Origin of the sequence: Sphaerisporangium siamense, from assembly GCF_014205275.1 — a bacterium.
Taxonomy (GTDB): domain Bacteria; phylum Actinomycetota; class Actinomycetes; order Streptosporangiales; family Streptosporangiaceae; genus Sphaerisporangium; species Sphaerisporangium siamense.
This window is the reverse complement of sequence record NZ_JACHND010000001.1, coordinates 6,299,689-6,322,170: the sequence shown is the minus strand read 5'-3', so window position 1 is coordinate 6,322,170 and position 22,482 is coordinate 6,299,689. Positions and strand designations below refer to the sequence as shown.

Sequence of the window (22,482 nt, the reverse complement as noted above, 5' to 3'; positions counted from 1 at the left end):
GTCCACGTGGACAAGGAAGCGCGCCGTGAGGTGGGGCGTCCCCGTCGCGGCCATCGCCGTGGTGGGCGCCGCGATCAGTGCGGGCCCCGTCATCGCCGCCGTCCAGGGAGAGCCCTCCCTGCCCGACCGCACCGCCGAGCAGCTGCTCGCCGAGGCCGCCAGGACCGCGCGGGACCACGCGCCGCCCGCCATGTCCGGCACCGTCGTGGAGACCGCGTCGCTGGGCCTGCCCGCGCTGCCGCTGCCGCAGGGCGCGAGCAGCTCGCCGCTGTCCCTGCTGTCCGGCTCGCACACCGTCAAGGTCTGGTACGGCGGCGAGGGACGGCTCCGGCTGGCCCTGCCCGGCCAGATGAGCGAGACCGACGTCATCTCGGACGGCAAGGGCACGGCGTGGCTGTGGGAGAGCGCCGGCAACACCGCCACCCGCCTGACCGTGCCCGGCGACGCCGCGGCTGGGCCCGACCCCACGCCCGCGCCCACGGCCGTCACCCCGCGCGACTTCGCGGCCCAGGCGCTGAAGGCCGCCGAGGAGAACACCGCGGTGCGCGTCGAGAACGGCGAGCACGTCGCCGGCCGCGCCGCCTACCAGCTCGTGCTCACCCCCAAGGACCCGGCGTCCCTGGTCGACAAGGTGACGCTGGCGCTGGACGGGGAGACCTACGTGCCGCTGCGCGTGCGGGTCTTCGCCAAGGGCGCGGCCGAGCCCGCGTTCGAGGTCGGCTTCACGCAGGTGTCGTTCTCGGCGCCCGCGCCGGAGAACTTCGCCTTCACCCCGCCCGCCGGGGCCACGGTCAAGCAGCAGACGTTCGGCGGGACGGACGGGCCCGGCGACAGGGCCGCGGACGTCGCGGGGGCGGCGCTGCGCATCCTCGGCAGCGGCTGGGGCACCGTCGCCGAGGTGCCGCTCTCGGCCGTGAGCCTGAAGGCGGACGGCGACGGCCCGGCCAAGGGCGGCGACCCGTCCCGGCTGCTGGAGTCGGTGCTGAAGTCCGCCACGCCGGTCTCCGGGCCGTGGGGCGGCGGCAAGGTCGTCAAGACCAAGCTGCTGTCGGTGCTGGTGACCGACGACGGCCGGCTGTTCGCGGGCGCGGTCACGCCCGAGGCACTGGTGAAGGCCGCCGGGCGCCGGTGACGACGATGACGGGGGAGGGGGCGCACGAGGCGGCGCCCCCTCGCGTGACCCCGGGCCGAGCCTCCGGCGCTCACGTGAACCCCGGCCGAGACTCCGGCGTTCGCGTGAACCCCGGCCGAGCCTCCGGCGAAGGGTCCGCGATCGTCGCGCTCGGGCTGACCAAGCGGTTCCGCGGCGGCCAGGTCGCCGTGGACGACCTCCACCTGGACGTGCCGCGCGGTTCGGTGTTCGGCTTCCTCGGCCCCAACGGGTCGGGCAAGACCACCACCATCCGCATGCTGCTCGGCCTGGTCGCGCCGACCGGCGGCTCCTGCGAGGTGCTCGGGCGGCCGATGCCCGCGGGGCTCGCCGCCGCGCTGCCGAAGGTCGGCGCCCTCGTCGAGGGGCCCGCCTTCTACCCCTACCTCTCCGGCCGGGACAACCTGCTGCGCTTCGACGCCGCCGACCCCATGGCCGACCCGCGCACGGCCAAGCGTCGCGTGGGCGCCGCGCTGGACCGCGTCGGTCTCGGCGCCGCCGCGGGCAAACGGTTCCGGGCGTACTCGCTCGGCATGCGCCAGCGCCTGGCCATCGCCGGGGCGCTGCTCGGCCCGCGCGAGCTGCTGGTGCTGGACGAGCCCACCAACGGGCTGGACCCGCAGGGCACCCGCGAGGTCCGCGCGCTGATCAAGGAGGTCGCGGCCGACGGCACCACCGTCTTCGTCTCCTCCCACCTGCTGGCCGAGGTGGAGCAGATGTGCACCGACATCGGCGTGATGCGCGCCGGCCGCCTGGTGGCGCAGGGGACCATCACCGGGCTGCGGGCCGGGCACCCGCCCCGCGTCCGCGTCGAGACCCCGCACCCGGGGCAGGCGGCGGCCGTGCTCGACCGGCTCGGGCTCACGGGCGTGCGTACCGGGGACGACGAGGTCACCGCCGACCTCGGCGACCGCGCGCCCGAGGCCGTGTGCGCGGAGCTGGTCGGGGACGGGGTGGCGGTGCGCGGCTTCGCGGTCGTGCGGCCGAGCCTTGAGGAGCTGTTCGTGGGACTGACGGGAGAGGGTTTCGATGTCGACGGTTGACACCGCGCGCGGCACGGCCGCCGCGCCCGCCGCGGGCGACCCGGACTCCGGCCCCGTGGCGCCGTCCCGGGCGAGTTCCCCGGAGGGGGACGCGACCGGTTCCGGGGCGCCGTCCGGGGCGAGTTCCCCCGAGGGGGAGGCGGCCGGTTCCGTGGCCGGTCGTGCGGCGGGGCCGGGGGCCGGGGCGTCGTGGGCGGGACGGTCCGGGCTGCGGCTGCTCGGCTCGGAGGTGCGGCTCACCTTCCGCAGGCCGCGCAACATCGCGATGCTGGGCGCCCTCGCGGTCGTCCCCGTGGTGATCGGCGTCGTGCTGCGGCTGGTCGGCGCGGACGACGACGCGCCGTCGCTGGTCACCCAGGTGGCGGGCAACGGGCTGATGCTGACGTTCGTGTCGATGTCGCTGCTGACCGCGCTGCTGCTGCCCGTGGCCGTCGGCGTGGTCGCGGGCGAGTCCGTCGCCGGGGAGGCCGGCGCGGGCACGCTGCGCTACCTGCTCACCGCGCCCGCCGGGCGTGCCCGGCTGCTGGGCGTCAAGGCCGCCAACGTGGTCGTATTCGCGCTGGCCGCCTGCACTGTGGTCGCCGTGTCCGGCCTGGTCATCGGCCTCGTGCTGTTCCCGGTGGGCCCGGTCACGCTGCTGTCGGGCACCACCGTGCCGCTCGCCGACGGCCTGCTGCGCCTGCTCATCGTCACCGGGTACGCCGCCGCCGGCATGGCCGCGTTCGGCATCGTCGGCCTGGCGCTGTCCACGTTCACCGAGGTGCCGATCGGCGCGGTCGCCGCCACCGTGGTGACCGTGGTGTTCTCCCAGGTCGCCGGGGCCATCCCGCAGCTCGACCCCGTGCGCCCCTACCTGCTGACCTCGTGGTGGTCCTCCTTCGACGGGGCGCTGCGCGATCCCGTCGCGACCGACGTGATGGGCCAGGGGTTGCTGGTGTTCGCCGCCTACGCGTTCGTCTTCGGCGCGATCGCGTGGGGCCGCTTCTCCGGCCGGGACATCACGAGCTGAACGCCGGGTCCGGCGGGGGCCGGACCCGGCGTGTCACCTCAGCCGCCCGAGACGCCCCGGCCCCGGCGCAGGCCGGCGACGCCGACCGCGACGCCCACGACACCGGCGACGATGCCGATGCCCGCCAGCAGGCGGGCCGTGCCGTCCGAGCCGGCCTCCTCGTCACCGGAGGCGTTCTTCGCCTGGACCGACACCGCGGGCGCCGTCGAGGCCGCCGCGCTCGGGGAGGCGGCGGCGCCGTGCTCGCCGCCGCCGGGCGCCGGGTCGACGAGCTTCAGCGTGGGCACGGGGTGCTCGGCCTCGGACCCGTCGGCCTTCGGCTCGTCGGCCCACTTCACGACCTCGCCGCCGGAGTAGGTCTGGGTCGTGGGGAAGAACAACTGGTCGGTGTCCTCGGGCAGGCCGCCCAGCGACACCTCGAACTCCTGGAACTGGCCCGGCTCCACCTTGCCGCCGGTCCAGGTGATCTTCGTGACGGCCTCGGTGATCTCGCCGTACTTCGACTTGACCGGCGTGGGCAGCTTGCCCCGGGTCACCTCGGCCTTCCAGCCGGGAAGCGGGCGCACCGAGACGAACGGCAGCGGGTGGTCGGTCGGGAATCGCACCTCCAGCTTGGTGGTCGAGGCGTCGTCCCGCTCGTTGGGGACGCGGAAGGCGACCTTGGAGAAGCCGCCCTTCTCGGCGCTGCCCGGCTGGATGGACACGTGGGCGAGGGCCGGGAGGGCCAGGCCCACGGTGAGGGCCAGCGCGCCCGCGGTGACGGCGGCGGCGCGGCGCACGGCGGTGCGCATGGAAATGCTCGACGACATGGATGTCTCCACTTCGGTGGGAAAAGCGGTCGGGAACGCGAGCGGCGGCTCCCCGGGCGGGAACACGCGGGAAGGCGCCCGTTACCGGCACGCGACCGGGCCCGCGCGATGGGCGCGGGAGGGCGCGCGCGGACCGGAAGGCTCGCGGAAGGACGTCAGAAGGCGGCGGGAAGCGGAGGACCGCGCCTGCGGACGGAGTGGCGGAGCGCGCGCCGTGCCGGCGCGGGCCCCAGGTGGACGGCCGCTCGCGCGCGGGGCCGCCGGGGGACGTGCGCGCCGTGGTGCAGCACGGCCAGCAGCCGGCGCGCCCGGCGCACGGCGAGCGTGCCGAGGCGGCGCAGCACCGACCACAGCGCGGACTCGCCCCGGGCGAGCCACCAGCCGGTGATGAGCGTCGCGGTGAGGTGGGCGATGACCATGCCGAGGTCGGCGCCGAGGGTCTGCCCGTGCCCGAGGTGGACGTGCAGGGCGGCCCCGTCGTCGCCCGAGGCGCCGAACAGCAGGTGCAGGAACACCTGGGTGCCGACGAGGAAGCCGACCACCGTCTGGGGCGAGCGCTCGCGCCCGGCGACGAGCGTCGCCAGCGCGGCGACCGCCGCGGCCCCCGCCGCCACCGCCCACGACGCGGGCCCCTGCCCGCCGGCGGCACGGTGGCCGAGCACGGCGAGCGCGACGCAGACGACCGTGAAGGCGGCCGACCGCGCGAGGCGCAGGGGGAGGCGGGCACGCATGACGCCCACATCGTGCCATGGGACGGGGCCGCCTGTCCCGCGGAGGCCCGCCCCATATCGGGGGTTAGGGGAGGGGCGGTCGGTGATGGTGGATGTTTCGCCCCACCCGGTGGAACGTCTGCCGCTATACGAATTTTGTCGCTACTGTTGCCCGCGTTCGCAACATGCGTGAAGCGCGAGGTGAGACACCATGCGGCACTTTCTCGGCCTGCTTCTCGGTGTGGTGGTGACGGCGGTCCTCCTGGCGGGGACGGGCTGGGCGTCCCAGGACGCGGCCCGGGGCATGGCGAGCGTGGCGGCGGGCGCCGCCGGCGCGGTCGATCCCGTGCGCGACACCAAGGCGCTGGTGGGCCTCGCCGCGATGCTGGCGGCCGGGCTGGTGCTCGGCCTGGTCCTCGCGGGCCGGGTGTCGCCGCTGGCGACGTTCGTGCCGTCCATGGCGCTGCTGGCCTGGACCGTCATCTACGCCCTCGACGTCAACCGCGCGCTGTCGCTGGCCCCCACCGACCCCGCGCTGGACCCGCTGATCGTCCAGGCGGGCAAGGGCATGCAGGACCTGCTGGCCCGCGGCGTCTTCGCCCTGGCCGGGATCGCCCTGTTCATCCCCGTCCTCATGCCCTCCCGCTGGGTGGGCCGCCGCGACGACCTCGACGACGACTACGAGGAGGGCGCGGAATCACCCCACGGCTACTACTGACCGGCGGCCACGGGCCCGCTTCGCCGGGAGGCCGGCCGGGCGGGCACGGGAGTGTTCTCAGGCGCGCGGCGTCTCGGGGGCCGCGCCCGTGTAGAGGCGGGTGACGACGTCCTCGATGGAGCTCTCCTCCGGGGCGGTGGCCATGAGCTGGTCCACGGTGCCGTCGAAGGCGAGCCGGCCGTGGTCGATGAGCATCACCCGGCGGCACAGGCGTTCGATGTCGCCGAGGTCGTGCGTGGTGAGGAGCACGGTGGTGCCCCGTTCGGCGTTGAGGCCGCGCAGGAAGCCGCGCACGGCCGCCTTGGTCACCACGTCGAGGCCGATGGTGGGCTCGTCCAGGATCAGCACCGGGGGGTCGTGCAGCAGCGCGGCGGCGATGTCGCCGCGCATCCGCTGGCCCAGGCTGAGCTGGCGGACCGGTTTGTGCAGGAACGGCCCCAGGTCCAGGACGTCGCACAGCTCGGCGAGCCGCGCGCGGTGCCGCTCCCGATCTACCTTGTAAAGGTGGCGGACCAGGGTGAAGCTGTCCTTGAGCGGCAGGTCCCACCACAGCGTCGTCCGCTGCCCGAACACCACCCCGACGCGCCGGGCCAGCGCCGTACGCCGGCGGGACGGGTCCAGGCCGGCCACGCGGACGCGCCCGGCCGAGGGCGCGAGGATGCCGGTCAGCATCTTGATCGTCGTCGACTTGCCCGCGCCGTTCGGCCCGAGGTAGCCGACGAACTCCCCGGCCGTCACATCGAAGGACAGGTCGCGCACGGCCTCCACCACCAGCCGGTCGGCGCGCAGCAGCCCCTTCTTGCGGCGGACCGTGAACGTCCTGGCGACGTCCTGGACCTGGATCACCTGGCTCACGCGGCCTCAACTCCCCGTCGATCGGTAGCGGCGCAGCCCGGCCCGCCACGCCCACGCCGCCACGCACGCCAGCGCGAGCGCCGCCGCGGGCGCGGCGAAGCGCAGCCAGTGCGGCAGCCCGAGCGGGTCGGGGCGGCCGAGGACGTACAGGGCGGGCTGCCAGTTGACGAACGCCAGCGGCACGATGAAGGTGACCGCTCGCACCAGCTCCCCGCCGTAGACGCTGAACGGGTACTGGGTGAGCTGGCCGCCGCCGTAGGTGAAGGCGTTGGCGACCTCGGGGGCGTCGGTCAGCAGGAACTGCAGCGCGCCGCCGAGGGTCCAGATCGCCGTGAACAGCACGATGCCGCACAGCAGCATGACCGGCAGCATCCACAGGCGCCGCCACGGCACGTCCAGCGCGGGCAGCGCGATGGCGAGCACGACGACCGACTGCAGCACGCGGCCGAGACGCTGGAAGCTGAACTGGTCCACCGCCATCTGCACGAACGGGCTGACCGGCCGGATCAGCATCGTGTCGAAGGAGCCGGTCCGCACGTGGCGGCTGAGCCGCTCCACGTTGCCGAAGAGGATGTCGGCCAGCGCGAAGGAGACGCCCGAGGTGCCGTAGAGGAACATCACCTCGTTCAGGGTGAACCCGCCGAGGGAGCCGGTGTGCGCGAAGATCATCGCGATCGCGGCCATGTCCAGGCCGCTGACCACGAAGGACCCGGCCATGAGCATCGTCATCGACAGCGGGTACTGCGCGGCGGCGCGCAGCCACGTCACCGCGAGCAGGACGTAGGTCCTGACGAGGCCGGCCGCCTCACCCACCCTGGATCACCACCCGGCGGCGCGCCGACCGGGTCAGCAGGGCGCCCAGGCCGAGCAGGACGGCCACCCACGCGGCCTGCAGCGCGAGCGCGCCGAGCGGGTCGCGCTTGCCGAGGAACACGTCGGCGGGCACCTGGACCATCGCCGCCCACGGGAGCGCCTGCGCCAGCGTGCCGAGCAGGCCCGGGAACAGCACCAGCGGCAGCACCATGCCGCTGAAGAAGGTCGTCATCACCAGGGACAGGGACTGCAGGCCGCGGTCGTCCACGATCCAGCAGGTGGCGATGGCCACCAGGTAGCGCAGCCCGAAGCTGACCACGATGCCGAGCAGCATCGAGGCCAGCGACCACGCCCACATCGCCGCGTCCGGAGGGAACCGGATGCCGAACAGCACGGCCCCGGCCACCGTGGGCGGGACGCTCCTGAGCAGGATCAGGTACCCGGCCCTGCCGAGGTCGTCGGCGAGGCTCCACATCTGCAGCGACGCCGGGCGCACCAGGTCGAGCGCGATGTCCCCGGTGCGGACCCGCTGGCCGAGCTCCAGGCCGCCGCCGAAGACCTGCATGGGGCCGATGAACGCCTGGCTGAGGAAGCAGAACGTGACCGCGTCGGTGACGTCGTACCCGGCCAGGCCCGGCCTCGCCTGCCACAGGGCGATCAGGACGTACGCGCGCAGGACGCCGAAGACGGTGTTGGTGAACGCCCCGGCGAGTGCGGCGGTCCGGTACGCCGCGTGGCGGCGGAAACCGAAGACGAAGATCGTCAGGTAGAGCGAGAAGGTCGCACACCTCCAGGAAACGGGCCCGGAGGCATTGTAGGCGGAGGCGCCGCGCGGATCCCGGCATTTTCCGCGCCCCTGCGCGCCGCCACTCGGCCGTCACACCCGTCGCCGCCGTCCGGTCGAACGACGCCACCGAACCGGATCGGCGGGCATAGGTGCACAGGCACGGTCACGGTGCCGGCCCGTCAGCACGGCCTGCTGCTCGGCCCGCCAGGAACGGCCAGGTCCGAGCTTGCTCGCGAGCTGACCGGGCGCGTCGCCGGGGCGCGCTACCGGGAGACCCTGCTCAGCAAGTTCACCGCAGAGGAACAGGTCGTCGCACGCGCAGGCTGTACTCGGTGAGGTGGTCGGCGAAGAACTCCGTCCTGTCTCTGATGCGGTCTGTGACCCTCGCGACTGGACGCCGAGTTACAGGCCTACAAGAGCGGTGTCAACCGTCTCGGATTCGCACTTTCGACATGTCATACTTCGCACGGAATGAACAGTTTTGGCAGGTGGGACGAGGGAGAGGGTACAGGTGGAGCTGCGTGACATCGAGATCTTCCTGACCCTGGCCGAGGAGTTGCACTTCGGCCGTACCGCTGAGCGGCTGCACGTGTCGGTGGCGGCGGTGAGCAAGGCGCTCAAGAAGCAGGAACGGGCCATCGGGGTCGAGCTGTTCGCCCGGAACAGCCGCAATGTACGGCTGACGCCGGTGGGGGAGCAGCTTCGCGACGACCTACGTGAGCTGCATCAGGGGTTGACGAACAGTTTGGAGCGGGCTCGGTTGGCGGCCCGGGGCAAGACCGGCACGCTGCGGGTCAGCCTGTTTCCCGTCAACGTCCAGGAGATGCGCCGGTACTGGGAGACCTTCCGTTCCCGACACCCGCAGTGGGAGCTGCGGCTGCGGGTGTCGGCCTATCCGGATCCGTTCGCCCAGCTGCGCGACGGGGAGGTCGATGTCCTGGTCACCTGGCCGCCGGAAGAGCCCGACCTGACCGTGGGGCCACGGCTGTTCGCCGAGCCCAGGGTGCTGGCCATGGCCGACGACAACGACCTGGCCAAGTGGTCCACGGCCTCCATCGAGGCGATCGGCGACCACCGGCACGTGATCGTCGAGTCGGTGCCCGGTGACTGGATGGACCGCTACGTACCCAGGTTCACGCCCAAGGGCCGGCCGATCGAACGCACCGCCGTCGTGCGCAACATCGAGGACATCCTCCTGTACACGACCATGGGGGAAACGGTCTCCCTGTTCCCGGCCCACGTGACCCGCTACTTCCCGCGCCCCGGCATCGTCTACCGGCCGGTCACCGACATGGAGCCGCTGCCATACGTGCTGGTGTGGCGCAGCGACGCGGAGAACGACATGATCCGCGCCCTCGCCCAGGTGGTGCGCGAGGTGGGACCGCTGCCCGGCTGGGACCATTGACCCCAGGTTGATGATCGTTGCGATGGTCGCCGTTGATCCCGGCACCGGCCGACGTGATGCTTGTTCCGTCTGAAGAACACGCCTGTCGGGAGGTGAATGGGAACGTGTCCTTTTCTGGTGCTAAGGCATGAACATCGTCTCTTCCGCGGTTTCCTTGACCGTTGACGATCCGGCCGCTTCCAGCCGGTTCTTCACCAGTCACCTCGGCTTCCGCGAAACCCTGGCCGGCGACGGATTCATCGCGCTCGGCCGTGACGACGCGGCCGTCGATCTGCTCCTGGTGGAGCGCGACGCCGAGCACTGGCGCCCAAGGCAGGAACACACGGACGCGGTCGTGGTGTTCGCCGTCACCGGCCTGGCCGCAGAGTGCGAACGGCTGCGTCGCGAAGGCGCCGCCATCACCGTCCCGCTCCGGCGGGAGCCATGGGGGGAGCTGACGATGCGGCTCAGCGACCCCAACGGCGTGGCGATCCAGCTCACCGAGTGGATCCCGCCGCCTACGAGCTGACGCCGACCCGGCCGACGCGTCATGTCAGCCGCCATCACGGGCATCGGTGATCGCGGCCTCGACGCCGGCGGTCTGCCCGCCCGCCCCGGCCCGAGCGCATCCAGACACCTCGGGCACCAGCGGACCGCGAATCCATGATCGGTCCGTTCAAGCGATTTCCGATTCGGTGCAAGGAGCATGCAGCATGTCCATCACTCTGTCCGAGCAGGACGAATTCACCCTTCGAACGGCCGAGTGGGGCGCAGTATCGCTGATGTCGGCCGCCGGTGCCGCCGGTTCGGCCCACAAGGTCGCCACCGAGGGCTCCATCGCTTTGACCTCAGCGACCGGCCTGGTGGGGCACGTGCTCGCCAAGGCGCCCAAGGGGGTGAAGTACGGCAAGACGGTGGCCGAACTGGCCGACCAGGTGCTGCCGGCCTTGACGGCATCCATGAGCCTGCTCAATCAGCAGGATCCGGCCGAGGCCGGTAACTTCCGTCGTACCGTCCTTGTTGCCATCGAAGCAAGCACCCGGCCCCAGCTGGGCGCGCCTGGCCCCACCCTGGCGGAGATGGCGCGAAAGATCACTGAGGCCCTCGATGCCGCCCCGTCCGGCAGCGCGGACGGCGGGGGCGCGCCGCGGGCCGTCGCCGGACCGGATCGCCCGGAGTTGCGGAAGATCATTCAGGAGATGGTCGAGTCCGGTTTCGTCGGGGTGACGCTGCGCGTGCATGACGAGCAAGGCGAGTGGGTCGGCAGCGCCGGGGCGGGCGAGCTCGGAGAAACCGAAGCCCCGCCGGCGAACGGGCATGTTCGGATCGGCAGCAACACCAAGACGTTCACCGCCACCGTGGTGCTGCAGTTGGTGGCCGAGGGCCGGATCGGCCTGGACAGCCCGGTGGATGACTACCTGCCCGAGTTCGGGATGGACCGGCGGATCACGGTGCGGATGCTGCTGCAGCACACCAGCGGGGTGTTCAACTTCACCGGCGAGTACTTCGAGGACGGCACGTTCGTGCCGGGGATCCCCGCCACCCCCGCGGGCAAGGAGTGGGTGGACAACCGGTTCCACACCTACCGGCCGCAGGAGCTGGTGCGGCTGGCGCTGTCCAAGCCGGCGAGGTTCGAGCCGGGCACCGACTGGAGCTACTCCAACACCAACTATGTGCTGGCCCGGCTGCTGATCGAGAAGGTCACCGGCCGCCCGGTCGCCGAGGAGATGCGGCGCCTCATCCTCGGGCCGCTCGGCCTGACGGGCACCGTCCAGCCGACCACCGAGCAGGACATCCCCGCACCGTACGCCCACGCCTACTACCGCTACGAGGAGGACGGCCAGACCCGGACGGTCGACGTCACCCGGCACAACCCCTCCTGGATCTCCAGCGGCGGCGACATGATCTCCACCCCCCGGGACCTGCAGACGTTCATCACCGCGCTGCTGGGCGGCAAGCTGCTGCCGGCCGAGCTGCTGGCAGAGATGTGCACGCCGGAGTCCAAGGCCGGCTATGGGCTGGGCGTGTTCGTGCAGCCGACGCCGGCCGGCGGCACGGTCATCACGCACAACGGCGGCATGGCGGGCCACGCGGCGCTGATGTACAGCACGCCCGACGGAGGCAGGACGCTGACCGCCGCGCTGAACTACGTGGACGACGCCGCCATGTCCGTGGGTGCGGCGTTCCAGCGGGCGACGCCGCGTCTCGTCGCCGAGGTGTTCGGCAGCGGCCAGGCCGGACCGGCCCAATAACCGGGGCTCGAAGCACCGGAACCACCCCGGGGGACGTACCTGCCGGTAGGCGAGCTGACGGGACACGCGGCCGCCCACCGGCCCCCGGCCTCCCATCCTCGCATTGGGCGGGTGAGGCCGGCGGGCAAAGGGGTGCCGGGCTCTTTCCTGGTACGTTGCGCTCATCCGGGGACGCGGCGCGGAGAGGGGGAGCGGTGGCCGACGAGTTCCAGACCGCTTTCTGGACGGCCAAGCGGGCGATGGCGATCGCCGCAGAGGCGGCCTACAACCGTCACGGCGTGCGCGCGGGGCAGCAGTTCATCCTGCAGTGCCTGTGGGAGACCGACGGCCTCGCGCCCGGCGAGATCGCGCGGCGCCTGGAACTGGCCACGCCCACCGTCACCCGCGCGACCACCCGCATGGAGGCGGCGGGGCTGCTGCGCCGCGAGCCGCACCCCACCGACGCCCGGCTCGTCCGCCTGCGGCTGACCGACCGCGGCCGGGAGCTGGAGAACGTCATCGCGGACGAGATGCTCCGGCTCAGCGAGCGCGCGCTGCGCACGCTGAACGCCGCCGAGCGGGACCAGTTGGTCCGCTTCCTGGGGGAGATCCGCAGGAACGTCTCCTGAGGGCGTCCGGCGGGTATTCGGTCGGGTCAAATGTGCGTGAACGGTCTCGACAAAACGCGTAACGTCCGTGTAAACCGGGATATTACCGCTGGTAAACAGCCACGCGACGGCGCGAGGAGGGACCCGTGGAGCAAGAGATCGACGTGGACGTCCATCCGGTGTACCCGGTGAGCTGGCGCGCCGGCGCCTTCAACGGCCTGCTGCGCGGCACCACCAAGCCCATCTCGGCGATCCTCCTGCGCCACAGCGTCGGGATGACCGTCCTCGCCCGCCTCGCCGCCCTCGGCGAGCGCCTCCCCCTCATGGCGCCCCCCGAAGTAGAGATCATCAAAGACTCCGACCTCCTCCGCCCCACCCACATCACCACCCGAAACCCCTCCGAACCGCCCCTCGTCCCCACGACGGACCACGCCCCAGAACGGGCGCCCAGCGAAGCCACCTCCGAAGCCGCCCGGTCCGGCGCGGTACGCCCCGCCGGAGAGGCCGGCCCTCCCACCATCTGGGACGCCGACGCCGCGGAAGACCCGCCGGAGTCCGCCGACGGGAGCGGGAAGCGGTGCGCCGAGAGATTCGGATGCGGTGGCGGGTCCGGGGATGGCGGCCGGGACACGGGGCAGGCCGGGGAAGCGGTCGCGCGGGCCCGGCAGCGGCGCGGGAGCGCGTGTGGGTCGGAGTGGGTGCGGGCCGGGCATGATCTGGACGAGCACAAGGTGGTGCTCTACTTCCACGGCGGGGCGTACTTCCTCTGCTCGCCGGCGACGCACCGCCCGATCACCTGGCGGCTGTCCGCCGTCGCCCGCCGTCCCGTCTTCGCCTTCGACTACCGCCAGGGCCCGGAGCACTCGCTCGCCGAGTCCCTGTCCGACGCCCTCGGCGCCTATGACGAGCTGCTCGACCGCGGGTACGACGCCCGCGACGTCGTGCTCGCCGGCGACTCGGCGGGCGGCCACCTGACCCTGGCCGCGCTGCTCGCCCTGCGCGACCGTGGCGCGCCCCTGCCCGCGGCGGCCATCTGCCTGTCGCCGTGGGCCGACCTGTCCGGCGCGCGGCGCAGCGCCAACCGGTGGGCCGACCCCATCCTGCCCGCCGGGCGGGTCGACTGGCTGGCCCGCAGGTGGACGGCCGGGCTGGACCGCCGCGACCCCCTGGTCTCCCCGGTGTACGGCGACTACTCCGGCCTGCCGCCGCTCATGGTCGTCACCGGTTCCACCGAGGTCCTGCGCGACGAGGGACGGCGCGTGGCCCTCCAGGCGCGGCGAGCCGGCGTGAAGGTCACCTACGAGGAGTGGCACCGCATGCCACACGCCTTCCCGATCCTCGCCGACGTCCTCCCCGAGGCCCGTCTCATCTTCCGCCACATCGAACGCTTCCTCCTCGCCGTCTCCGGCACCACCCCCGCCGAGTCCTCCTCCGCATCCTGGTCGGCCGCCTCCGCCACCGAGGTCACCTGCGCCGCGCACGCCGACTCCCCGGCTGATCCCGCCACGCTGTCCGCGTTGGACGTCGTCCCCCCACCGGAACCGGAGCCCGATTCCGCCGCCGCGTGACCTCGGCCCCTGCCTCCTGACGATCGCCACCTGCCCGTTCGCCGTGTGATCGCGCATGGCCGGCGCTCGCCGGACCCTCGTCGTACGACCCGCCGTGCCCGGTCGCGTCATGGTCCCTCTGGGCTCAATCGTCACAGAAGGCACAGCAGTGCCTTACCTGGAGGGATGATTCGCCTTACCTTCCATGCCGCTTCGCGCTAGTTGATGCCGAACGGGCTTCGGGAGCGACACAGTGGCCTGTGCCGTAGTGCTCGAAAAAGTTCTCGAAGAGAGGTCATCTGCGGATGGCACGTGCAGCGGGCGTCCCCGACGGGGTGCCTCCAGGCGTCCGGCCGTTGACGGTGGGCGACCCGGTGATCATCGGGCGCTGCCTTCTGCTCGGCCGTCTCGGCGCCGGCGGAATGGGCGTGGTGTACCTCGCCGAGCACCCCGAGGGCGGCCTGGTCGCGCTCAAGACCCCGCACGCCGTCCACCTCGCCGACCCCACGCTGCGCGCCCGGTTCACCGAGGAGGTCGAGTTCTCCCGCCGCGTCGTCCCTTTCTGCACGGCGGCGGTGCTGGAGCACGGTGTGGACCGCGACCGCCCCTTCCTCGTCACCGAGTACATCCCCGGCCCGTCCCTGTCGCAGGTCGTCGCCGCGCGCGGCCCGCTGACCCCCGACCTCGCCTACGGCGTCGCGCTCGGCGCGGCGGCGGCGCTGTCCGCCATCCACGAGGCCGGGTTCGTCCACCGCGACCTGAAGCCGGGCAACATCCTGCTGTCCCCGCGGGGGCCGCGGGTCATCGACTTCGGCATCGCACGGGACCTGGACGCCGCCGTGGCCCACACCCAGGCCGGCCAGGTGATGGGCAGCCCCGGCTGGGTCGCCCCCGAGCGGCTGACCGGCGGCCCGGCCATCCCCGCCTCCGACATCTTCGCCTGGGGGTGCCTGGTCGCCTACGCCGCCACCGGCCACCACCCCTTCGGCACGGGCGAGGCCGACGTGGTCACCCGGCGCATCCTGGTCGAGCGCCCACGCCTGTCGGCGGTCCCCAAGCTCCTGGCCGACCCGGTGGCGGCCGCGCTGGCCAAGGAGCCCGGACAGCGGCCCGGCGCCGCCGCGCTGCTGGCATGGCTGCTGGAGGCCGGGGGAGTGGAGCGGGCCTGGGACCGCAGGGACGCCGTGGACGCCGTCATGGAGGAGATCTGGGCCCCCGTGCCGTACCCGGCCGTACGGCGCGGCCGGGCCAACGGCCCCGGGGACGGCGACCCGGGCACCACCACCGGCGCGCGGGCGGCCCGCCGTTCGGCCGCGCGGCGCGGGCACGCCTCGCACGCCGGGTTCGCGGCCCTGGCCACCGTGTCGATCGCGGCGCTGACCGTCGTCGCGGCCGGGGCCGGCCGGACCACCGTCGAACCCCGGGCGGACCGCCCCGGCACGGCCCCCGCGGTCGTCCCCATCCAGGGCAGCCGCGTGCCGGTGGAGGTGCCGGACCCCTCGGTGCGCGTGGCCGTCTCCGGGACGGCCTCGCACGGCACCGAGGCCCCCGGGTCCCGGCCGCCGCAGCTCACCTACGTGCCCTCCCCGGCGGCGACGCGGCGGTCCGGCCCCACCGGCGGCCCGGTGGACGGAGGGGACCCGTGGGAGACCGGGGCGCCCTCGCCGCGGCCCGAGCCCGAGCGCACCACTCCACCCCCGCCGCCGCCCGCCGGGGACCCGCCCTGCACGAACAAGCGCGGCAAGGAACGTCCGTGCAAGCCCACCAAGGAACCCCGCCCGACGCCGACCCGCACGGCCACCAAGACCCCCACCAAGACCCCGAAGCCCACGGTCAGCATCAGCCAGATCCCCGAGTGGGGCGACGGCGAGTCCCCGCAGCCGTCCCCGATCCCCACGAGCACGGAGTCCTCCACGGCCTGACCGCCCGCGCGTCCGGAGAAATCCGTCGTCGATTCGTGCGACCACGAAGTCCTCTATGGCCCGTTCGCCTGCTCGTGCGAGGCTCACGGGGCCGGGGGTGCCGCACCGTGGGCGCCGTGTCGTCCGGCCTCGCGTGACCTCTCTCGCGGGCCTGCCCCTATCCTGCTTCGGGAAAGGGGTGTCCATGAATCGGGAAAACGGCCGGGACGGCGGGTCGGGCGCGGCGGTGGAGATCGCCGGGATGACCGTGAAGGTCGTCGGGCGCACGCTTCTCGCCGAGGTGGACTGGCAGGTGGAGTACGGCGAGCACTGGGTCATCCTCGGCCCGAACGGCGCGGGAAAGACCACGCTGCTGTCGGTGGCCTCGGCCGTGCGTTTCCCCAGCTCCGGCACGGCGGCGGTGCTCGGACACCGGCTCGGGCGGGTGGACCTGCGCGAGCTGCGCCGCCACATCGGCCTGGTCGCGGCGGGCGGGCGGCTCGTCGACGAGGCCCTGATGGAGGAGGAGTCCCTGACGGCCCACACGGTCGTGCTCACCGGGTACACCGGCAGCAGCGTCCCCCTGTGGGACCGCTACGGGCCCCGGGAACACGAGAAGGCGCACTCCCTGCTCGCCGACCTCGGCTGCAAGGACCTGGCCGACCGGCCGTTCGCCGTGTGCTCCCAGGGCGAGCGGGGACGGGTGCGCATCGCCCGCGCGCTGATGGCCGACCCCGCGATCCTGATGCTCGACGAGCCCTTCACCGGCCTGGACCTGCCCGCCCGCGAGGACCTGATCACCGCGATCGAGGACCTGGCGAACAGCCGTCCCGCGCTGACCACGGTGCTGGTGACCCACCACCTGGAGGAGGTGCCCGCCACCACGACCCACGCCCTGCTGGTCCGCGACGCCCGCGTCCTGGCCGCGGGCCCGGTCCAGGAGGTCCTGACCGGCGAGAACCTCTCCCGGTGCTACGGGCGTCCTCTGCACCTGGACCGCGCCGACGGCCGCTGGTACGTGCGCGCGGCCCGCCGGCCGCGCTGACCCCGCCCGAACGGTGATTTTATAAATCTACAATGTAAAGGCCCTGGGGTAGGGCACCTTCAGCCGATCAGGGCCTCGGTGATCTGGCGGGTGGTCTGCGCGGCGACCCGCGGGTCGACGGCGGCGTAGGCGGTGTAGGCGTTCAGGCCGGTGGCCAGCGCCCAGCCGCGGCCCCGGGTCCAGGTGGCCTCGTCCACGCCGAGCGCGTCGCGGAAGGCGGCGCGGCTCCCGGCCGACATCAGGGTGAAGGCGATGGTCATGTCGCACGCCGGATCACCGACGCCGAGCTCGCCGAAGTCGATGACCGCGCTGAGACGGCCATCGACGGTCAGCAGGTTGCCGGTGTGGAAGTCGCCGTGGAACCAGACCGGCGGGCGATCCCATGGGCGGGCACTGAGGGCGGCATCCCACAAGGCGGTCATGGCGGCGGTGTCGAACACGCCGCCGGCCGCCGCGATGGCGGCTCGGGTCGCGTGGTCCCGGTCGGCCAGCGGCCGGGCCGTGAGTTCGGCGCGCGTACCCGCGGCCGGGACGTCCTCGGGCGCGAACCGCTGGAGGGCGGTCAGGAACTCCGCCAGCTCGACGGCGGCCCGGGTCGAATCGGCCAGCGCCTCGACGGTCGCCGCCTCGCCTTCCAGCCATCGGGACACCGCCCACGGCCAGGGGTAGCCGAAGGCGGGCTCGCCGACCGCCACCGGCACCGGGATGGCCAGGGGCAGGTGCGGGGCCAGCCGGGGCAGCCATTCGGCCTCCTTCTCGGCCTGCCTGATGGCGCCGGCGTGGCGGGGCAGACGGACCGACAGCTCGTCGCCGAGCCGGTAGATCACATGGTCGGAGCCGGCGGGGCCGAGCGGTTCGAGAGGCAGGCCGGCCCAGCGCGGGTACTGCGCGCCGACCAGGCGCCTGACCAGCGCGTCGGTGATGACGGGACGGGTTTCCGCGGTACTCGCGTCTGCCAAGGAGGCTCCTGTGGCCGGCCCGCTCCGGACGGCGGACGGTGGCCACCATCAAATGCGCCGCGCGCTCGCCTGTCGACCGGATTTCCCGGCCGGACCGGTCACCGGCAGGCTCCGCTTCAGCAGGTCGAGCAGGGGGGCCGTCATCGCGGTGGTGATCAGGGCCATGAGCACCAGGGCGACGAACAGCCGGTCGCTGAGCAGGCCGAGCGCGAGCCCGAGGTTGAGCACCACCAGCTCGGTGAGGCCGCGCGTGTTGAGCAGCACGCCGACGGTGATCGCGTCATGCCGTTCCAGCCCTGAGGCGCGGGCCATCAGGACGGGGCCGGCCACCTTGCCCGCCATCGCGACCACGACGATGAGCGCGGTCACGCCCGCGAGGGCGAGGTCGAAGCCGCTGCGCCAGAGGTCGGTCCGCAGGCCGGTGCCGACGAAGAAGAACGGCAGCAGCAGCGTGGCCGAGACGACGTTGATCTGCTCGGTCAGCTTGCTGAGGGCCCCGGTGGGGCAGCAGAGGCCGTACAGGAACGCGCCGAAGATCGCGTGGATGCCGATCGCCGACGTCGCCGCCGCGGACAGCAGGAGCCCGGCCAGCAGCACCAGCAGCCGCAGCTCGTCGCCCCGGCCCTCCAGCGCCGCGAACAGCCGCGCCAGCAGGCGGCGTCCGAGCGTCGCCATGGCGGCGCCGTAGACGACCACGAGCACCACGGTGATCACGGCGTGGGTGGGGGTGTCGCGGCCCGCGACCGCTGTCATGGCGGCGATCAGGCACCAGGCGACCACGTCGGCGATCGCGGCGCACAGCATGCTCATCCTGCCGGCCATGGTGCGCAGCATGTCCCGCTCGACGAGGATGCGGGCCAGCACGGGGAAGGCCGTGATGGACAGCGCCGAGCCGAGGAACATCGCGAAGATCACCGGATTGGCCTGCGGCCCCGCCCAGTCGCGGTACAGGAACGTCGCCAGCAGCACACCGCCCAGGAACGGGCCCGCGATGCCCGCGTGCGCGACGGCCATGGCGGTCCGCTTCTGGCCCTTGAGGGGGGCGTGGCGGGTCTCCTGGCCCACGCAGAACATCAGCGCGACCAGCCCCAGGTCGGCGAGGCCCTGAAGAACGGGCCGCAACTCGGCCGGGAACAGCCACGAGACCATCCCGGGAGCCAACCCGCCGAGCACCGACGGGCCCAGGCAGATGCCCGCGAAGATTTCCCCGACGACCATGGGCTGCCCCAGCCGCACGGCGACCCGGCCGAACAGCTCGGCGGCGAGGATCACCAGGGCGACCGAGATGAACAGCTGAACCCCGTGGTCGCCGGCCATGGCCCCACCCGCCGTCCGGGCTTGGGACGACTCGCCGGCCGTGAGCAGCAGCGCGACCGCGATCAGGGCGGGCACGGCGACGACGAGCAGATAGGTGGGGACGGCCGCCCGGAGCCGCGGCCCGCCCCAGACGGCGGTCTGGTGTCGCGGCCGAGCCTCGCCGGCCTCGCCCGGCCCGATGGCCTTGGAGTCCTCGGTGGCGGGCCTGCTCATCGCACGCTCCTGTCCGCCCGGCCGCCCGGCGAACGGCCGTGCCACTGGGCGGTATGGCATCCGCCCACGATTTGACGACTTAGGGGGACCCGGGACGCGGCGAGAAACCGGCCGAGGACCCGCTGTGGGAGCCGGGAGAGGAACCGGTGTGAGAAAGGGCGGACGCGGTGTGGGACCTGGTGTGAGAGCCGGGAGAGGAGCCGGTGTGGGACACAGCGGAGTCGGTGTGAGACGCGGGGGAGGGCGCGGTGTTCGGGCCGGTGCTGTTCGGGCTGCCGGTGGTTCATGGCCTTGCCGGGTCCCCGTCGGCCAAGGCGCGCCCGTCGCGGTGCGGCGTGCATACCTTCCTGGGTACGCTGCCCGCGCCCCGCGTGTACAAGGATCTCCCCGAGCCCGCCCGCGCTCCGTCGAGTCGGAGGGTCGTCAGGGGGTGGTCTTGGCGAGATCGAAGGCGTCGATCACCTGAAGGGCCGCCTGGTCCAGGCCCGGCGCGGCCAGGGCGCGCTGCCGGTCGGCGCCGGTCCCGGTGCGGGTCAGGTCCGCCAGGAGCCTGACGGTCTCCTCCTCGTCGCCGAGGTCGCGCAGGGCGGGGCCGATCCAGGCCAGCATCTCCTCCAGCAGGGCCATGGCGGGCACCCGCTTCCCGGTCCTGGGGTGGACGCCGCCACCGGCCAGGCCGTAGCGGGCCGCGGCCCACAGGGCGGCCTTGAGGATCTGGTCCTCGTCCGGCACCGGAGGGTCCTCGGGGTCGGCGAGCGCGGTGCGGACCAGGGCCCGGCTGAGCGCCGCCTGCAGGACGGCCTCGTCCACGGTGGCGGCCACGTCGGCGGCGCGGATCTCCACGGTGGGGAAGCGGCCCGACGGCCGGACGAGCCAGTACGGGTGGGCGGCGGCGACCAGGGCGCCGCCGGCGTGCAGCATGGCCGTGACGCGGTCGTAGTGCGCGGCCGAGGAGAACCGGGGCGGGATGTCGGTGGCGGGCCAGCGGGACAGGGCGACGGTGCGCCAGCTCGCGTACCCGGTGTCCACGCCCTCGCAGAACGGCGAGTTGACCGACAGCGCCAGCAGGGTGGGCAGCCACGGCCTGATCCGGTTGGCCACCGCGACGGCCGTCTCCCGGTCGGCCACTCCCACGTGGACGTGGCAGCCGCACGTCTCCTGCTGGGTGACCAGCAGGCCGTACAGCTCGCGCATCTCGCGGTACCGGCTCTTGGCCGACACCTCGCGCGGGGCACGGCCCGGGACGACGGGGGTGCCGGTGGCGACCGCGCGCACGCCCGCCCGGGTCGCGGCGTCCGCCAGGCGGCGCCTGCCGGAGATCAGGCGGGCGCGGAGCTGGTGGAGGCTCGTGCAGACGGGGGAGATGGATTCCATCATGGAGGCCAGCAGCTCGGCCTTGTACTCGGCGTCCTCCGTGTGCCCGGCGGATTCGACGTCGGCGTTCCCGGCGCCGGACGCCCCGGCCCGCCGTTCGCCGGCCGGGTCGACGGGTTCGGCGAGGTCGGCCAGGACGCGGGCGTTGGCGAGGGTGGGGACGCCGTCGCAGGGGTCGACGAGCAGGAACTCCTCTTCGACGCCGAGCGTCGCCCCGTCGCCGGGTGGTCGCGGGTCCTCGGCCGGGGGGTGGTGCGCGCCGGCGGCAGAGGCGACGGGTGAGCGGTACTGGACTTGCCGGTTTTCCGACTGTTCATCCATCGATGCCCAGTCTAGACGGGCGACCGACGCCCGCCGATGGCCCGGCGCTGTCCGTATCCGGCCGTACATGAGTCGTGGTGCCATGGGGCCCGCGCGTGCCGCGCGGGCCCGTCCGGAGGGGGCCGCCGCCCAAAGCGGATCTTTACCGGACGGGCCCGCGGGTTCATGGGCGCCGCGGGGGCGGGATCAGTGCCGGGCGAACTGCTCGGCCTCGGTGGAGTCCTTGAGCGCGACCGTCGAGGAGTCGGGCGCGACCGCGGTGCTGACCAGGTCGAAGTACCCGGTGCCGACCTCGCGCTGGTGGCGTGTGGCCGTGTAGCCCTTGGACTCGGCGGCGAACTCCTCCTCCTGGAGGCTCACGTAGGCCGTCATGCCCTCCTCGGCGTAGCCGCGGGCGAGCGTGAACATGGCGTGGTTGAGCGAGTGGAAGCCGGCCAGGGTGATGAACTGGAACTTGTACCCCATGTGGCCGAGCTCGCGCTGGAACTTGGCGATGGCGGAGTCGTCCAGGTGCCGCTTCCAGTTGAACGACGGCGAGCAGTTGTAGGCGAGCAACTGGTCGGGGTACTCGGCCTTGACCGCCTCGGCGAACCGCCGCGCCACGTCCAGGTCGGGCGTGGAGGTCTCCATCCACAGCAGGTCGGCGTACGGCGCGTAGGCCAGGCCGCGCGCGACGCAGGAGTCGACGCCGTTGCGCACGCGGTAGAAACCCTCGGCGGTGCGCTCGCCGGTGGTGAACGCCTGGTCGCGAGGGTCGACGTCACTGGTCAGCAGCGTCGCGGCCTGGGCGTCGGTCCGCGCGATGATCAGGCTCGGCACGTCGCAGATGTCCGCGGCGAGACGGGCGGCGTTGAGCGTCTTGATGTGCTGGCCGGTGGGGATGAGCACCTTGCCGCCCAGGTGGCCGCACTTCTTCTCCGAGGCGAGCTGGTCCTCCCAGTGCACGCCCGCCGCGCCCGCGGCGATCATGCCCTTCATCAGTTCGAAGGCGTTCAGCACGCCGCCGAAGCCGGCCTCGGCGTCGGCCACGATCGGGGCCAGCCAGTGGGGGGCCGCGTCGTCGCCCTCCGACCAGGTGATCTGGTCGGCGCGCAGCAGCGCGTTGTTGATCCGGCGCACCACGGCCGGGACCGAGTTGGCCGGGTACAGGCTCTGGTCGGGGTAGGTCTGGGCGCCGAGGTTGGCGTCGGCGGCGACCTGCCAGCCGGACAGGTAGATGGCCTTCAGCCCCGCCTTGACCTGCTGGACGGCCTGGTTGCCCGTGAGGGCGCCCAGCGCGTGCACGTAGTCCTCGGTTTGCAGCAGAGACCACAGCCGCTCCGCGCCGAGGCGGGCGAGCGTGTGCTCCTCTTGCACCGAGCCGCGCAGGCGAACGACGTCCTCGGCCGTGTAGGTCCGCTCGACGTTCTTCCAGCGCGGGTCGCTCTCCCACTCTCGCCGCAGTTCCTCTGCAGCTCCCTTGAGGCGATTTGTCATTTCGTCTCCCTTTGCGTCCTCTGGGCGCTTGGTTCGAGTCTGCGACGGTTGGGCGATCCGGCTCAATAGTGATCGAGAGAAAATGGCCAGAACTTTCGCCATACGCGAATACTGGACGGTATTCCCATGGCAAGAAACGCAAACTTTTCGCTATGGACTAGACCAATCTCAGGATCCACATCTCGACCGGCATGCCGGTTATATCCCTGTTT

Annotated in this window: 22 protein-coding genes; 13 read left to right on the top strand and 9 right to left on the bottom strand. The window is 73.0% G+C overall.

Annotated elements, in window-relative coordinates; genetic code table 11:
* The first annotated feature begins 25 nt into the window (after window positions 1-25).
* From BJ982_RS28965 to BJ982_RS28955, 3 genes are all read left to right on the top strand, one after another.
* Window positions 26-1,132: a LolA family protein gene (locus tag BJ982_RS28965; RefSeq protein ID WP_239122995.1), complete on the top strand. Its 1,107-nt coding sequence runs from the start codon at window positions 26-28 to the stop codon at window positions 1,130-1,132.
* Between the two features lie 104 nt (window positions 1,133-1,236).
* The gene (locus BJ982_RS28960; protein ID WP_239122996.1) at window positions 1,237-2,193 is read left to right on the top strand and encodes an ABC transporter ATP-binding protein; all 957 of its coding nucleotides are present in this window, start codon (window positions 1,237-1,239) and stop codon (window positions 2,191-2,193) included.
* Window positions 2,180-3,202, top strand: a complete 1,023-nt coding sequence (locus tag BJ982_RS28955) for an ABC transporter permease (RefSeq protein ID WP_184885235.1) — start codon at window positions 2,180-2,182, stop codon at window positions 3,200-3,202. The genes BJ982_RS28960 and BJ982_RS28955 overlap by 14 nt, the downstream gene beginning before the upstream one ends.
* Window positions 3,203-3,240: 38 nt before the next feature.
* On the opposite strand, the gene BJ982_RS28950 is transcribed toward BJ982_RS28955, so the two are convergent.
* On the bottom strand, window positions 3,241-4,011 hold the full coding sequence (locus tag BJ982_RS28950; protein ID WP_184885233.1) for a YcnI family copper-binding membrane protein: 771 nt from the start codon (window positions 4,009-4,011) through the stop codon (window positions 3,241-3,243).
* Between the two features lie 155 nt (window positions 4,012-4,166).
* Window positions 4,167-4,742, bottom strand: coding sequence for an MFS transporter (locus BJ982_RS28945; protein ID WP_184885231.1), 576 nt, complete (start codon window positions 4,740-4,742; stop codon window positions 4,167-4,169).
* A gap of 190 nt (window positions 4,743-4,932) precedes the next feature.
* On the opposite strand from BJ982_RS28945, the gene BJ982_RS28940 reads away from it, so the two are divergent.
* Window positions 4,933-5,439, top strand: coding sequence for a hypothetical protein (locus BJ982_RS28940; RefSeq protein ID WP_184885229.1), 507 nt, complete (start codon window positions 4,933-4,935; stop codon window positions 5,437-5,439).
* Window positions 5,440-5,496: 57 nt separating this feature from the next.
* On the opposite strand, the gene BJ982_RS28935 is transcribed toward BJ982_RS28940, so the two are convergent.
* From BJ982_RS28935 to BJ982_RS28925, 3 genes are read right to left on the bottom strand one after another with little or no spacing between them, the layout of a single operon-like run.
* Window positions 5,497-6,294 (bottom strand): ABC transporter ATP-binding protein, encoded by a 798-nt coding sequence (locus tag BJ982_RS28935; RefSeq protein ID WP_373869637.1) that lies wholly within the window; start codon window positions 6,292-6,294, stop codon window positions 5,497-5,499.
* Between the two features lie 6 nt (window positions 6,295-6,300).
* Complete coding sequence (locus BJ982_RS28930; protein WP_239122997.1) at window positions 6,301-7,107, bottom strand: ABC transporter permease; 807 nt, start codon at window positions 7,105-7,107, stop codon at window positions 6,301-6,303.
* Window positions 7,100-7,738 (bottom strand): ABC transporter permease, encoded by a 639-nt coding sequence (locus tag BJ982_RS28925; RefSeq protein WP_311772307.1) that lies wholly within the window; start codon window positions 7,736-7,738, stop codon window positions 7,100-7,102. Before BJ982_RS28925 ends, BJ982_RS28930 begins: the two co-directional genes overlap by 8 nt.
* Here BJ982_RS28925 and BJ982_RS40670 point away from each other — a divergent pair.
* From BJ982_RS40670 to BJ982_RS28885, 9 genes are all read left to right on the top strand, one after another.
* A complete protein-coding gene (locus BJ982_RS40670) occupies window positions 7,680-7,877 on the top strand; it encodes a hypothetical protein (RefSeq protein WP_307784633.1) in 198 nt (65 codons plus the stop codon). The genes BJ982_RS28925 and BJ982_RS40670 overlap by 59 nt on opposite strands.
* A 185-nt stretch (window positions 7,878-8,062) precedes the next feature.
* Window positions 8,063-8,230, top strand: a complete 168-nt coding sequence (locus BJ982_RS40665; protein ID WP_203959080.1) for an AAA family ATPase — start codon at window positions 8,063-8,065, stop codon at window positions 8,228-8,230.
* 175 nt (window positions 8,231-8,405) lie between these two features.
* Window positions 8,406-9,299, top strand: a complete 894-nt coding sequence (locus BJ982_RS28915; protein WP_184885227.1) for a LysR family transcriptional regulator — start codon at window positions 8,406-8,408, stop codon at window positions 9,297-9,299.
* 154 nt (window positions 9,300-9,453) lie between these two features.
* A complete protein-coding gene (locus BJ982_RS28910; RefSeq protein ID WP_260413873.1) occupies window positions 9,454-9,807 on the top strand; it encodes a VOC family protein in 354 nt (117 codons plus the stop codon).
* A 184-nt stretch (window positions 9,808-9,991) separates the two neighbouring features.
* On the top strand, window positions 9,992-11,530 hold the full coding sequence (locus BJ982_RS28905; RefSeq protein ID WP_239122998.1) for a serine hydrolase domain-containing protein: 1,539 nt from the start codon (window positions 9,992-9,994) through the stop codon (window positions 11,528-11,530).
* Between the two features lie 194 nt (window positions 11,531-11,724).
* Window positions 11,725-12,138, top strand: a complete 414-nt coding sequence (locus BJ982_RS28900; RefSeq protein ID WP_239122999.1) for a MarR family winged helix-turn-helix transcriptional regulator — start codon at window positions 11,725-11,727, stop codon at window positions 12,136-12,138.
* A gap of 125 nt (window positions 12,139-12,263) precedes the next feature.
* Window positions 12,264-13,685 (top strand): alpha/beta hydrolase, encoded by a 1,422-nt coding sequence (locus BJ982_RS40660; RefSeq protein ID WP_275411686.1) that lies wholly within the window; start codon window positions 12,264-12,266, stop codon window positions 13,683-13,685.
* A gap of 284 nt (window positions 13,686-13,969) precedes the next feature.
* Window positions 13,970-15,586: a serine/threonine-protein kinase gene (locus BJ982_RS40655; protein WP_184885223.1), complete on the top strand. Its 1,617-nt coding sequence runs from the start codon at window positions 13,970-13,972 to the stop codon at window positions 15,584-15,586.
* 184 nt (window positions 15,587-15,770) lie between these two features.
* Window positions 15,771-16,610, top strand: a complete 840-nt coding sequence (locus BJ982_RS28885) for an ABC transporter ATP-binding protein (protein WP_184885221.1) — start codon at window positions 15,771-15,773, stop codon at window positions 16,608-16,610.
* Between the two features lie 59 nt (window positions 16,611-16,669).
* On the opposite strand, the gene BJ982_RS28880 is transcribed toward BJ982_RS28885, so the two are convergent.
* From BJ982_RS28880 to aceA, 4 genes are all read right to left on the bottom strand, one after another.
* A complete protein-coding gene (locus tag BJ982_RS28880) occupies window positions 16,670-17,569 on the bottom strand; it encodes an aminoglycoside phosphotransferase family protein (protein ID WP_184885219.1) in 900 nt (299 codons plus the stop codon).
* A 48-nt stretch (window positions 17,570-17,617) separates the two neighbouring features.
* Complete coding sequence (locus BJ982_RS28875) at window positions 17,618-19,099, bottom strand: cation:proton antiporter (protein ID WP_184885217.1); 1,482 nt, start codon at window positions 19,097-19,099, stop codon at window positions 17,618-17,620.
* A gap of 423 nt (window positions 19,100-19,522) precedes the next feature.
* Entirely contained in the window at window positions 19,523-20,794 is a 1,272-nt protein-coding gene (locus BJ982_RS28870) for a carboxylate-amine ligase (protein ID WP_184885215.1), read from the bottom strand.
* Window positions 20,795-20,980: 186 nt separating this feature from the next.
* A complete protein-coding gene (gene aceA / locus BJ982_RS28865; protein ID WP_184885213.1) occupies window positions 20,981-22,270 on the bottom strand; it encodes an isocitrate lyase in 1,290 nt (429 codons plus the stop codon).
* Window positions 22,271-22,482 lie beyond the last annotated feature (212 nt).

Bases quoted from the DNA above. Each gene is read 5' to 3' on its own strand.
- BJ982_RS28870 (WP_184885215.1), bottom strand. From the start codon at position 20,794: ATGGATGAACAGTCGGAAAACCGGCAAGTCCAGTACCGCTCACCCGTC.
- BJ982_RS28955 (WP_184885235.1), top strand. From the start codon at position 2,180: ATGTCGACGGTTGACACCGCGCGCGGCACGGCCGCCGCGCCCGCCGCG.
- BJ982_RS40670 (WP_307784633.1), top strand. From the start codon at position 7,680: ATGAACGCCTGGCTGAGGAAGCAGAACGTGACCGCGTCGGTGACGTCG.
- aceA (WP_184885213.1), bottom strand. From the start codon at position 22,270: ATGACAAATCGCCTCAAGGGAGCTGCAGAGGAACTGCGGCGAGAGTGG.
- BJ982_RS28950 (WP_184885233.1), bottom strand. From the start codon at position 4,011: ATGTCGTCGAGCATTTCCATGCGCACCGCCGTGCGCCGCGCCGCCGCC.
- BJ982_RS28875 (WP_184885217.1), bottom strand. From the start codon at position 19,099: ATGAGCAGGCCCGCCACCGAGGACTCCAAGGCCATCGGGCCGGGCGAG.
- BJ982_RS40655 (WP_184885223.1), top strand. From the start codon at position 13,970: ATGGCACGTGCAGCGGGCGTCCCCGACGGGGTGCCTCCAGGCGTCCGG.
- BJ982_RS28885 (WP_184885221.1), top strand. From the start codon at position 15,771: ATGAATCGGGAAAACGGCCGGGACGGCGGGTCGGGCGCGGCGGTGGAG.
- BJ982_RS28940 (WP_184885229.1), top strand. From the start codon at position 4,933: ATGCGGCACTTTCTCGGCCTGCTTCTCGGTGTGGTGGTGACGGCGGTC.
- BJ982_RS28905 (WP_239122998.1), top strand. From the start codon at position 9,992: ATGTCCATCACTCTGTCCGAGCAGGACGAATTCACCCTTCGAACGGCC.
- BJ982_RS28945 (WP_184885231.1), bottom strand. From the start codon at position 4,742: ATGCGTGCCCGCCTCCCCCTGCGCCTCGCGCGGTCGGCCGCCTTCACG.